Source organism: Kineococcus sp. R86509 (assembly GCF_042466365.1).
Lineage (GTDB): Bacteria > Actinomycetota > Actinomycetes > Actinomycetales > Kineococcaceae > Kineococcus.
Genome location: NZ_JAXHCE010000001.1, coordinates 4,959,383 through 4,970,886, shown reverse-complemented (window position 1 = coordinate 4,970,886; position 11,504 = coordinate 4,959,383). Strand labels below are relative to the sequence as shown.

General features: G+C 73.8%; 12 protein-coding genes. 3 read left to right on the top strand and 9 right to left on the bottom strand.

From position 1 onward, the window contains the following. Window positions 1–14: 14 nt before the first annotated feature. Complete coding sequence (locus SJY07_RS24270; protein WP_380161857.1) at window positions 15–1,331, bottom strand: hypothetical protein; 1,317 nt, start codon at window positions 1,329–1,331, stop codon at window positions 15–17. 57 nt (window positions 1,332–1,388) lie between these two features. Continuing rightward, window positions 1,389–2,063 (bottom strand): hypothetical protein, encoded by a 675-nt coding sequence (locus SJY07_RS24265; protein WP_328291640.1) that lies wholly within the window; start codon window positions 2,061–2,063, stop codon window positions 1,389–1,391. Window positions 2,064–2,184: 121 nt separating this feature from the next. On the opposite strand from SJY07_RS24265, the gene SJY07_RS24260 reads away from it, so the two are divergent. Continuing rightward, on the top strand, window positions 2,185–2,682 hold the full coding sequence (locus tag SJY07_RS24260; RefSeq protein ID WP_328291641.1) for a Rieske (2Fe-2S) protein: 498 nt from the start codon (window positions 2,185–2,187) through the stop codon (window positions 2,680–2,682). Between the two features lie 133 nt (window positions 2,683–2,815). Next, window positions 2,816–3,814, top strand: a complete 999-nt coding sequence (locus SJY07_RS24255) for a tyrosine-type recombinase/integrase (RefSeq protein ID WP_380161856.1) — start codon at window positions 2,816–2,818, stop codon at window positions 3,812–3,814. Between the two features lie 24 nt (window positions 3,815–3,838). Here SJY07_RS24255 and moeB read toward each other — a convergent pair whose 3' ends face one another. The 6 genes from moeB to SJY07_RS24225 all read right to left on the bottom strand — a co-directional run bounded on the left by moeB (window position 3,839) and on the right by SJY07_RS24225 (window position 9,670). Further along, window positions 3,839–4,948 (bottom strand): molybdopterin-synthase adenylyltransferase MoeB, encoded by a 1,110-nt coding sequence (gene moeB / locus SJY07_RS24250; protein ID WP_380161855.1) that lies wholly within the window; start codon window positions 4,946–4,948, stop codon window positions 3,839–3,841. Then, a complete protein-coding gene (locus SJY07_RS24245; RefSeq protein WP_380161854.1) occupies window positions 4,945–5,757 on the bottom strand; it encodes a hypothetical protein in 813 nt (270 codons plus the stop codon). Before SJY07_RS24245 ends, moeB begins: the two co-directional genes overlap by 4 nt. A 43-nt stretch (window positions 5,758–5,800) precedes the next feature. Continuing rightward, window positions 5,801–6,937, bottom strand: coding sequence for a Gfo/Idh/MocA family protein (locus SJY07_RS24240; protein WP_380161853.1), 1,137 nt, complete (start codon window positions 6,935–6,937; stop codon window positions 5,801–5,803). Next, on the bottom strand, window positions 6,934–8,127 hold the full coding sequence (locus SJY07_RS24235; RefSeq protein WP_380161852.1) for an acetylesterase: 1,194 nt from the start codon (window positions 8,125–8,127) through the stop codon (window positions 6,934–6,936). Before SJY07_RS24235 ends, SJY07_RS24240 begins: the two co-directional genes overlap by 4 nt. A 79-nt stretch (window positions 8,128–8,206) precedes the next feature. Further along, window positions 8,207–8,926: a ZIP family metal transporter gene (locus SJY07_RS24230; protein ID WP_380161851.1), complete on the bottom strand. Its 720-nt coding sequence runs from the start codon at window positions 8,924–8,926 to the stop codon at window positions 8,207–8,209. 45 nt (window positions 8,927–8,971) lie between these two features. Further along, complete coding sequence (locus SJY07_RS24225; RefSeq protein ID WP_380161850.1) at window positions 8,972–9,670, bottom strand: SDR family NAD(P)-dependent oxidoreductase; 699 nt, start codon at window positions 9,668–9,670, stop codon at window positions 8,972–8,974. A gap of 92 nt (window positions 9,671–9,762) precedes the next feature. Between SJY07_RS24225 and SJY07_RS24220 the strand changes: the two genes are divergently transcribed. Next, window positions 9,763–10,590, top strand: a complete 828-nt coding sequence (locus tag SJY07_RS24220; protein WP_380161849.1) for a helix-turn-helix domain-containing protein — start codon at window positions 9,763–9,765, stop codon at window positions 10,588–10,590. A 79-nt stretch (window positions 10,591–10,669) separates the two neighbouring features. On the opposite strand, the gene SJY07_RS24215 is transcribed toward SJY07_RS24220, so the two are convergent. Next, entirely contained in the window at window positions 10,670–11,497 is an 828-nt protein-coding gene (locus tag SJY07_RS24215) for an undecaprenyl-diphosphate phosphatase (RefSeq protein WP_380161848.1), read from the bottom strand. Window positions 11,498–11,504 lie beyond the last annotated feature (7 nt).

Sequence of the window (11,504 nt, the reverse complement as noted above, 5' to 3'; positions counted from 1 at the left end):
GACCGACCCCGAGGTCAGGAGGTCGGAGCGTTCCGCGAGGCCAGGACGAGTTCCAGAGCCCGGACGGGCTCCCACGGCAGGTGCAGCGCCAGGTTGTACTGCTCGCCGAGGACGTCCCGGCTCCAGCCGATCCGGGTGTGGCCCGGGTACCCGTGCTGGACCCCGATGCGGGTGCTGTTGACGGTGACGCGCGTGTAGCCGCCGGCCGGCTCAGTGAAGGACGTCGTTCGCTGGCTGGGGTCCTCCGCCAGGCGGACGAACGGCGACCAGCGCACTAGTCCCGTCACCCGTTCCTCGTCAGGTGCAACGCGCGCGGCGTCGGGGCCCCGAGGCACCCAGAGCAACTGGATGCTCACCTCCAGCGGTTCGCCGTTGGGCAGCAGGCTCCCCCTCGCGGGCAACGGGTCGGCGTCGCCGTTCCAGAAGTGCTTGGCGGTCCTGCAGATCAGCTCGAACCCCGACGCCTCCAGGGGCGTCAGCGACGGCAGGGGGAACCCGAGCCAGTCCTCGACCTCGCCACGGGTGTAGCGCAGCACGGAGTCGTCGACGTCGTCTGCGAGGCGCGCTCGTCGTCGGGAGCGCCGACCGACGCTCTGCGGCCGCAGGGCTTCGAGCACCCGGCGCAGGTGGTCGCCGAGCGGGAGTTCCGCGACCGGGTAGGGGTTCGCGAGGGCGGCGCGCAGGAGATCCGCTTCCGCGTCGGCCGCCGGGTACAGGGACAGCCGTCCCTGTCGCCACGGACCGGACGGGTCGTTCGAACCGGTCCAGCGCTGCACCTCGGCCTCGGCGTCGCTCCAGTCGTAGAGCGGGCCCACCCAGCGCATCGACCCCCGCGAGGACGGGCGGCCGTCCTCGCGCACCGCTCGGAACTGCTGGACGTGCGCCTGCGTGGCCGCGCTGATCGCGGCCAGCAGCACGGCCGTCGTCGGCCGGTCCAGCCCGGACAGGTCGCTGCGCAGGTCGACCGCGACGGCCCCCGCGAGTCCGGCGGCCAGCCGGAGCACGGGGACGTCGCGACGGGGCTGGTCGGGATCGGGCTCGACTGCGTAGGGGTCGTCGTCGAGGTGCAGGTCGAGGCTGCGCGAGGCGAGGGCACCGCCGTGCTCCGCGGCGGCCAGTGCCTCCGTCCACGCGATCGTGGCGCGCGGGCGGGCGTCGGGGTCGTCGGGGTGCGGTGGGCCGATCTCGATGAACCCGGCCGCGTCCAGGGCGGACAACCAGTTCCCGGTGCGGTGCAACAAGGTGACGGCCGCGGGTGGACCGCTCAGCTCACCGAACGCGTGCTCGAGGGTTCGGGCGAGTTCGTCGGGTTCGAGTCCATGGCCGCCCACCGGCAAGGTGCCTCCACTCCGCGACGCCACAGCCCGTCGTCGGGCTCCGGCCCCAGGCTACGACGACCACCCGGGTCCGGGCGTCGTTCTCGGTGCAGGCGCCGCGCCGAACCCGAATCGGCTCACGACACGGGTCACGAGGTCGTCGAGGGACGTCGATCCGTCGACGACCCACCCCGCCTCCCCGGTCTCGCCCGCCAACCGGTCGGTGAACCGGGCGTCCCGCTCGAGGAGGTTGGCCAGGGCCCGCCCCGGGTCACTGGTCCGGGCGGCGATGTCCGTCGTGGAACCCCGCGCGGCGAAGGCCCGCACCCGGAAGTCTCGGGTCGGCAGCAGCCACACCGCGTGGTCCGGGCGGGACAGCAGCGGGGCCACGAGCCGGGGCAGCAGCCGGAACCCTTCGACGACCACGGCCGGGGCCGGCGGGAGGCCCAGGAGGTCCTCGACGACGAGGTCGAAACCCTCACCGGCGAACCAGTGGAAGGTCTGCAGCATCTCGGCCGGGGTCCGCGCCACCCACCGCTCGTCCATCGACATCGCGGTGAAGGCGTGCAGCAACGGAGCGGACGCCGGGGTCAGTCGGCGGGCGTGCCGGGTCATCGCGTCGTCGGTGGAGAACACCTCGACGCCGAAGCGCGCCGCCAGCGCGCGGGCCACGGTGGACTTCGCCCCGCCGGACCCGCCGCCGATCCACCGGACGTGCCGCAGCCGTTCGCGCAGGTGGTCGACCACCCGCACGACGCTACCGCCGACGTTCCCACCTGCCCCTGCCCCGGGGTGAACCGAACGGGGCGTGACACCGTGTCCCTTCCGAGCGGACCGATCGGGCCCGCCGGACCGACGGAGGATCCTCGTGGACGACGCCCGACTGCCCCAGCCCGTGACTCCCGGGGTCCTGTCCCGGCGCAAGGCGCTCGCCGTGGGCGGTGGCGCGCTCGGTGTTGGGTCCCTGCTGGCGGCCTGCGGCAGCGACGACGACGCCGGCACCACCCCTGCGACCACCGACAGCAGCAGCTCGTCCACCAGCTCCTCCGCCAGTGCCACCTCCAGCGGGGACGGGGCGCTGACCACGGTGTCCGCGGTACCCGTGGGCTCGGCCCTCCTGGTCACGGCGGCCGGCGGCGCACCGGTCGTCGTCGCCCAGCCGACCGCGGGCGAGATCGTCGCCTTCAGCGGGCTCTGCACCCACCAGGGCTGTGCGGTGGCCGTGATGAAGAAGGAGCTCGACTGCCCCTGCCACGGGTCGAAGTTCGACGCTCTCACCGGCGCCGTCCTGAACGGGCCCGCGACAGATCCCCTGACCCCGTTCAAGGTCACCGTCGACGGCGATTCGGTCGTCGCGGCGACCTGACCTCCCAGGGCTGTCCGTCCTGCTCAGCAGCAGCCCCCCGCTGTCGGGGTTGCTGTTGGGCGGCGCAGCCGACATCTTGAGCAATATCACAGATTGGCCCCAATAACTGAACTTTCAACGCTATTGTGGAGGTATGACCGACGAGATGCCAGAACTCGCTGCCGCGGGCCTGCCGCCGTTGCCTGTCCCCGGCGCGTTCGACGCCGAGACCCTGGGCCTCTGGTTCGCCCTGCTGGACCCGGTCCGTCGGGCGGTGCGCGCGCCCGGGACCTGGAACGCCTACACCGTGGACCTCGCGCACTTCGCCGAGTGGTGCACCCGCACCGAACGGCAGCCGTTGCCGGCCGAGCCGGAGACGGTCGCCGCCTACCTCGCCGACCACGTCGAGACGCTGTCCATCTCGACGCTGCGCCGTCGCCTCGCCGCGATCGCCGTCGCGCACGGGATCATCGGGGTCCCCTCCCCCACCGACGGCGAGCACGTCTCACTGGTCTGGCGCGGGTTGCGCCGGGTGCACGAACCGCAGCGCAAGCCCCGGAAGGTCGACGCCGTCGAGATCCGTGAGCTCGCGGTCCTCGTCGCCCCGCTGCAGGACACGGTGATGGACCACCGCGACCGGGCTCTGCTGGTCATGGGGTTCGCCGGGGCGCTACGGCGTTCCGAACTCAGCGCGCTCGACGTGTCCGACGTCGTCGTCGAACCCGGACGCCTCCTCGTCACGATCCGCGAGGCGGGGTCACGGGCCGAACGGACCGTGGAGCTCCCCCGCGGTCACCGGCTCGAGACCTGCCCCGTCCGCTCCTGGAAGGCCTGGATCACCGTCGCGCGGCTCACCGAGGGGGCCGCGTTCCGCCGGATGACCAAGGGCGGTCGCTCCCTGCGGCCCGAACGCCTCGGCGACCGCGGCGTCGCGGAAGTGGTGAAGCGCCGGACCCTCGACGTCGGGCTGGACCCGACGCTCTTCTCGGGTCACAGCCTGCGGGCCGGGTTCGTCACGGCCGCGTCGCGCGCCGGTGTCCCGTCGGTGTCGATCGCCCGCCAGACCGGTCACCGGTCGGCGGCGGCTCTCGCCGCGTGCGTCCGGGAAGACCGCCCGTTCCCGCGGAACCCCGCCGCCCACGTGGGGTTGTGACGACGGGGACCACCGCCGCACGGGTCAGAGCGCGTTCGCCGTGCCCACCACCGGTCCTCCCGCCGCCCGCCACGCGACGACCCCACCCTCGAGGTGCACGACGTCGGTGCGGCCCGTCGCCAGGACCGCGCTCAGCGCCTGGGCGGAACGGGTCCCGCGTTCGCAGTGCAGGACGAGCGGTCCCGGGGGCAGGATCCCCGGGTCGGCGAGGACGCCCGCGAGGGGCACGTTGAGCGATCCCGGGATCGCGGAGTCGGCGTGCTCGACCGGTTCCCGCACGTCGACGACCAGCGGTGCCGCACCCCCCACGGTCGCGATCAACGCCCGCGCCTGCACCGCGGGCAGCGTGTCCAGGCCGGTGACGGGTTCGCGTCGGGGGTCGGGGCGCAGCGGCAGTTCGCGCCAGGTCATCGCGAGCGCGTCGTGGACGAGGATCCGCCCCAGCAGCGACCGGCCGGCACCGGTGACGACCTTCACGGCCTCGGTCACCATGGTCGAGGCGACGGCGCCGCACACCCCGCCCAGCACACCCGCCTCGCCGCAGCCGGGGACGGTTCCCGGTGGCGGGGCCGTGGGGAAGAGGTCGCGGTAGGTCGGTCCGTGCCCGGCGTGGAAGACGCTGACGTGACCGTCGAAGCGCAGGACCGCACCCCACACCCAGGGCACACCCACCAGGCTGCACGCGTCGTTGACCAGGTACCGCGTCGCGAAGGTGTCGGAGCCGTCCAGGACGAGGTCGTAGCCGCGCACCAGGTCGAGGGCGTTCGCCGCGGTGAGACGTTCACGGTGGGTCCGGACCACGACCCCGGGGTTCAGCCGTCGCACGGCCTCGGCCGCGCTGTCGACCTTCGCCCGCCCGACGTCCGGTGTGCCGTGGGCGATCTGGCGTTGCAGGTTCGACGCGTCGACGACGTCGTCGTCGACGACGCCGATCGTCCCGAAGCCGGCCGCCGCCAGGTAGAGCAGCGCCGGGGACCCGAGACCGCCGGCGCCGACGACGAGGACCCGGGCGGCCAGCAACCGCCGTTGTCCGACCTCACCGATCTCGGGGAGCAGCAGGTGCCGCGAGTAGCGGGCGCGTTGCTCGTCGGTCAGCTCCGGGCCGGGTTCCACGAGAGGCGCGTTCGGGGTCACGGGGAAACCCTCCCTCCCGCCGCGGCGATCCGCTCGGGCGGGCTGTCCTGGCGTTGCAGGGCGGCGCGCAGCGTGTCGCCACCGGTGTCCAACCCCTGACCCACCGCGGGTGGCGCCGACCCCGTGAGCCGTTGCAGGGCACGGGAGGTCGCCTCGAGCACCCCGAGGACGGCGGGTGAGCGCAGGAGCTCGAGGGAACCGACCGGCCCGTCGAGCGCCACGCACCCCGTGACGCGGGAGGTCTCTCCCGTGTCGTCGACGAGCGGGACGGCGACCACCACGGCGTACTTGCCGACGACCCGGCGGAACTCCTCCACCGTCAGTCCCTGCCGTTCTCCGGCGGCGTCGAGGCCGCCGACGTCGCGCGCGATCACGGCGCCCGTCGCGACGCACTCACCGATGACGCCCTTGCCGGGCGCCCACCGCACCCCGGACGCCACCGGTCGGCGCCGGGCCCGGACCCGGTGCACCCGCACCAGCCGGGGCGGGCGCAGGAACGGCCGGCGCACGCGGTAGGCGGCGAGGGCGAGGTCGCGCGGGTCGAGGCGGCCGCCGGTCGCGTCGACGACGGCCCACAGGGCCCCGGAGAGCAGGTCGTCGTGCAGTTCGCGGTCGGCGTCGTCACGCCGGTCCAGCGCCCGCGCGAGGACGTGCTCGGCCGTGGAACCGATCGCCAGCACCGCGGTCAGGACGACGAGGGTGACGACCACGCCGGCCGAGGGGTTCCAGATGTCGCCGCGGTCCAGCGCCAGGGCCGCGCCGGCGGCGGCGGCGAGGACGGCGAGAGCGAGGTCGACCCAGGTGCGCACGCCGTCACCGTAGGGGGCCGCTCCGACAGGACCTCCGGACGGCTCACGTCCAGTCGACCCCGCACCCGCTGAACGTGCTCCGCCGCCGCAGGGCCTCGTGGACGGCCTCCTCGACACCGGGCAGTTCGCGCCGTTCGTCACCGTCGGGCAGTTCCACGACGCGGAACGCGTCGGGTCGCACGACCCGGGGTCGCGGGCCGTTGACGATCGCGTCGAGGACCCTCGTGAAGGCACCGGCCGACGCCAGCGGGGACCGCAACGGCCGGCCGTCCTCGCGGTGGCGGAGGAGGTCGTCGAGCAGGTCGACCCGGGTGTGCTGCGTCGTCTCCGGTGGACGCCCTGGGAGTTCCTCCACGACCACGTCGAGGGTGTAGTAGAGCGTCATCCGGCCGTGGGTCCCTTCCACGACGACGAACGGTTCGCCGGGTTCGGCCGCCGCCAGCGTCGCGGCCAGGACGAGGTCCGGGGCGTCGCGCAGCGAGACGACGACGGACGTCGTGTCGTCGGTCTCGATGTCGTTGACCCGGAACGGGTCCACTTCGACGGCGAGCACGTCCTCGAGCGACTGGCGGCCGGCGACGGCCAGTGCGGTCGCCACCGCGTGGGCGAGGGGGTTGGTGAGGACGCCGTCGGCGACGACCCGCTCCCCCAGCCGGCGGCGACCCGCCCAGGGGGCGCGGGTGAAGTAGGAGCGGGCACGCACCCAGCACCCCGCCGCGGAGAAACCGGTGACCTTCCCGATCCGGCCCTCGGCCACGCGGGTACGGACGTGGTCCAGCGCGGCGGACCCGAGGGACTGGAAACCCACCTGGACGCTGCGACCCTCCGCCTGGGCGAGGTCGAGGAGGTGGGCGAACTCCCCCAGTCCCGTCACCGCGGGTTTCTCGAGGACCACGTCGGCCCCGCTGCGCAGCGCCCGTTCCGCGAGGTCCGCGTGGGTGTGCAAGGGGGTGGCGATGGCGACGACGTCGGGCCGCTGCTCGGCGAGGAGGTCGGCGAGGTCGCCGTAGCGGGGGACGTCGGCGGGCAGGCCCTCGGGGAGTGCCCCGACCTCGAGCCGCGGGTCCGCGACGCCGGCCCAGCGGAACGTGCCGGCGGCGATCCGGGGGCGCAGGCGCGCGAGGTAGGAGTGTCCGTAGCCGTGGACCCCGGCCAGGGCGATCGTGGGGACGGGGTTCACCGTGCTACCTCCGGGGACGAGGGACCCGGGACGGGTCCGGGGGTTTCGAGCCAGTCGAACGCCGTCTGCTGCGCGGCCGCGTCGAAGGAGTGCCCCACGTCGGCGAACGACGCGCTGTAGGCCTGCGCCGCACCGGCTCCGGTGTAGCGACGACGGATGACCTCGTCCGCGCGGGTCATGCCCCCGCGCGGGAACAACCGGTCGCGGGTGGCGTAGTGGACGTGCAGCGGACGGGGCGCGGCGGCCGCGACGACGTCGGGCCAGTCGCCCACGCGCGCCAGGCCGGGGGTCATGAACGCCCAGGTGTGGGAGTGCACGTGCTCGGCCAGCACGTCCCGCAACGTCGAGACCATGGCCGCCACCACCACCCGGCCGATGCCGCCCTCCGGGGTGGGTCGCAGCGCGGAGGCGATGGCGGCCCGGGCGCCGCCTCCTGACAGACCCACCAGGGCGACGCCGTCGAGCGCCTCGCCGGTGGCGCGGAGGACGTCCAGGGCGAGCAGGTCCTCCCGCGCGATCAACCCCGCCCACGACGTGCCCAGCAGACCCAGCGCCTTGGCGATCGCGTCCTCGGCCGGGCCGGCGTGGACGTCGTAGGTGGCGGCCTCGTCGAGCGGTGCCCCGGCGGCCAGTTCCCGCGCGGCGAGTTCGAGTTCGGCGACGGCTTCGCTGCGGGCGGGCATCGCCGCCACGGGCAACCGCCGGCTTCCCCATCCGTAGGCGTCGTGGACCAGCACGAGGTGGCCGCGGCGGGCCAGTTCCTCGGCGGGGGCCCGGCCGCCGTAGAGCGCGTCCCGGACCCCGGCGAGGGAGGGGTGGACGGGCCGGCCGTCCGCTCCGTCGGCGAGCTTGTCCAGCCCGAACCGCTTCATCCCGCCGTGGCAGTGCAGGAACACCGCGGCCGGCAACCGTTGCGGACCGTCGAGGGGTCGCAGCAACCGGCCGCGCACGCGGGGCCCGAACCCGGCGTCCCAGGACAGTTCCCGCCCGGACAGGTCGCCGCGGACCCACTCGGCCTCGACGCGGACGTCGGCCTCGGCGACGCCGGGGACGCGCGGCACGCCGAGCACCGCGTGCAGCCGCCGGCTGACCTCTGCCGGCGTCGGTGCGTCGTCGCCGAAGAGCGGCCAGGAGTCCTCGAGGACCTCCACCAACCCGTCGAAGACTCCGAGACGATCAGTGGTGGTCATGTCGATCCGGCTCCGTCGCAGGTCGGGAAAGCGCTTGCTCGCACCGTAGTGGGCGGTCTTCCGGGCCAGCAAGCCACCCTCAGGAGAGGAGTTCCGAGAGGACCAGGTAGACCAGGAACCCGACGAAGAACCCGACGCTCCCGACGCTCGTCTCGCCGCTCTCGTGCGCCTCCACGAGGAGTTCCTCGGTGGCCAGGTACATGAAGGCGACGGCGCCGAAGGCGAGGACACCGGCGAGCAGGGCGGGCGACGCACCGCCCAGGAGCACCGCCCCGCCGAGGGCACCGCCGATGGTGAGCACGGCGAGGACCGCCGGCAGCAGTGCCACCACGAAGGTCGGGAGGGTTCCCGCGATCGAGGCGGAGATGGACAGGCCCACGAAGAGGTACTCCACGGCGAGGGCCACGGTGAGCAGGACACCGACCCGGGCCTCGGTGGAGAACCCGGCCCCGAGGATGACGCCGTCGACGAGGAAGTCGATGCCGGTCGCGACGATGAGCCCGACCGGGACCCCCAGCGCCCCGCGGGCCGCGCGGCCGCGTTCGATGCGGGCGCCGACGTGGCGGAAGGTGAACATCACGGCGATGCCGGCGGCGAACCCCGCCACCGCGACCCACGGGGACCGTTCGAGGACGGCGGGGATGAGTTCGATGGCGGTGGCCGCGAAGACGACACCCGCGGCGAAGTGCTGCAGGCCGCTGGTGAGGCGGGGACCGGGGGCACGCACCGCGGCGATGCCGCCGGAGAGCAGGGCCGCCGCGAGCGGGACCAGGGTGTAGAGGGCGATGGTCGAGAGCACCTCGTGATCGTCCCCCGGGACGGGACCGGGCGCCGTCCGTGCGGTTCACCAGGCGAGCGCGCCCTCCCGGTTCCCGAAGGTCCCGGTGGGGCCGTCGTCGGGCAAGGTCGCGAGGCGGACGATCGCGTCGCTGCCCTCGGTGACGGTCTGGGTCCCCTGGCCGTCGTTGAGGTCGGTGTCGGTGTAGCCGGGGTCGGCGGCGTTGACGAGGATCCCGGGCAGCGCCCGGGAGTACTTCAGGGTCAGCATGGTCAGGGCCGTCTTGGAGACGGCGTAGATCGGGGGGACGACCTCCCAGTCGAACATGTCGTGCTCCAGCGTCGCGGCGAAGGAGCCGACCGTGGAGGAGACGTTGACGATCCGCGGGTGCTCGGAGTTCCGGAGGAGGGGCACGAAGGCGTTGGGGACGCGCAGGACCCCGAGCAGGTTGGTGTCCAGGACCGCCACGGCCTGTTCCGCCGTCGTCCGTTCCAGGGGGGCGACGCCGGTGTTGACGGCGGCGTTGTTGACGAGGACGTCCAGGCGACCGTGCTCGCTGCGGACCCGGGCGGCCGCGGCGTCGACGCTGCCCTGGTCGGTGACGTCGAGGTGCAGGAAGTCGACCCCGAGGTCGGCGGCGGCGGAGCGACCGCGGTCGAGGTCGCGAGCGCCGAGGAGGACGGTGTGTCCGGTGGCGGCGAGTCGTCGGGCGGTTTCGCGGCCGATGCCCTTGTTGGCGCCGGTGACGAGGGTGATGGGGTGCATGGCGCCACCTTGCGGGTGCGTCGTGCGGGGCGGAAGGCGCTGGGCTTCGGTAGGACTGCCGGCACCACCCGGCTCACGGGCATGATGCCGGGGTGAGCGGGAGTGCGGGGTTGGGGACGGTGTTGCGGGGGTTGCGCAACCGTTGCGACGTGGGGCTGACCGGGTTGGTGGTCACCGCGCGGCGGACGCCGGGGTTGCGTCGTGAGGAGCTCGCGCTGCTGGCGGGGGTGTCGGTGGACTACCTGGTGCAGTTGGAGCAGGGGCGGGCGACGCGACCGTCGGCTCCGGTGGTGGCGGCGTTGTCGCGGGCGTTGCGCCTGGAGGCGGAGGATTCGGACCTGCTGCACCGGGCGGCGGGGTTGGCTCCGGTGCGGGGGGCGTTGTCCCGCGAGGTCCCCGAGGGGGCGGATCGCTTGGTGTCGCGGTTGCGGGAGTGGCCGGCGGCCGTCTACTCGGCGGACTGGTGGTTGTTGCGGTGGAACTCGGCGTGGACGGCGCTGCTGGGTGGGGTAGGGGAGGGTCGGTCGCGCAACGTGGTGTGGTTCGAGATGACGCAGCCGAATCCGAACGTGCGGGTGGATCCGGTGGAGGAGGAGGTGTTCCGGGACGCGATCGTGGGCGACCTGCGGGTGGCGCTGGTGGAGCATCCCGGGGATCCGGAGCTGGTGGACCTGGTCGGTGCGTTGCGGGAGGCGAGTCCGGAGTTCGTGGAGCGGTGGGGTGCGGCGCGGCCGGCGCGGTACCGCGGGATGCGCAAGCGGGTGGAGCACCCGGAGGTGGGGACGGTCGTGCTCGACGGTGACGTGGTGCAGTTCCCGGGGTCGGACGTGCGGTTGGTGGTGTACTCCCCCGTCGCGGGTGGCCGGGACGCGGAACGCCTGTCCCGGTTGACGGGGACCGTCGACGCGCCGGGCGGGTAGCGGGGCTGGCCGCCGGGTGGGCGGTGGTCGTCGAGCGGGTCGTCGGATCCTGCGTCGGGCGCGACGCGTCACTCCCCGCTCAGAGGACTCCGGTCCCCAGGAGCACGAGCAGCACGACGCCGAGGAGGACCCGGTAGCCGATGAAGATCGTGATGGGGTGGCGGGCGACGAGGCGGAGCAACCCGGCGATGGAGGCGTAAGCCACGACGAGGCTCACCAGGGTCGCGACGAGCGTGGGGGTCCAGCCGACGCTGGCGCTGATGTCCGAGGCGCTGCCGGCGGCCTCGTAGGCCCCGGCGGCGGTCAGCGCCGGGATGGAGAGGAAGAACGACAGCCGGGTCGCCGTGACGCGGTCCAGGCCGCGGAACAGCGCGGCGCTGATGGTGGCCCCCGACCGCGAGACCCCGGGGACCAGGGCGACGCACTGGACGAGTCCGATGACCAGGACGTCGGAGAGACGGACGTCGCGCTCGGACCGTTGTTGACTGCCCCGCCGTTCCGCGAGGTACATGACCGCGCTCCACGCGATGAGGGCGACGGCGACGACGCCGAGGCTGCGGAGGCGACCCGAGACGAGGTCGCGGGCGGCGAAACCCACGATGCCGATGGGGACGGAACCCGCGATGACGAACCAGGCGAGGCGGTAGTCCGGGTCGCGCCGGGCGGTGGGGTGCAGGAGTCCGGACACCCAGGCCCGGACCAGCCTGACGATGTCGGTGCGGAAGTAGATCAGGACGGCGGCGATGGCTCCGACCTGGATGATCGCGGTGAAGGCGGTCACGCCGGGGTCGTCGACCCGCAGGCCGAGGAGTCGTTCGGCGATGGTCAGGTGTCCGGTGCTGGAGACGGGGAGGAACTCCGTGATCCCCTCGACGACTCCGAGCACGAGGGCCTGGGCGATGTCCATGTGGTGC

Bases quoted from the DNA above. Each gene is read 5' to 3' on its own strand.
- SJY07_RS24255 (WP_380161856.1), top strand. From the start codon at position 2,816: ATGACCGACGAGATGCCAGAACTCGCTGCCGCGGGCCTGCCGCCGTTG.
- SJY07_RS24235 (WP_380161852.1), bottom strand. From the start codon at position 8,127: ATGACCACCACTGATCGTCTCGGAGTCTTCGACGGGTTGGTGGAGGTC.
- SJY07_RS24225 (WP_380161850.1), bottom strand. From the start codon at position 9,670: ATGCACCCCATCACCCTCGTCACCGGCGCCAACAAGGGCATCGGCCGC.
- SJY07_RS24215 (WP_380161848.1), bottom strand. From the start codon at position 11,497: ATGGACATCGCCCAGGCCCTCGTGCTCGGAGTCGTCGAGGGGATCACG.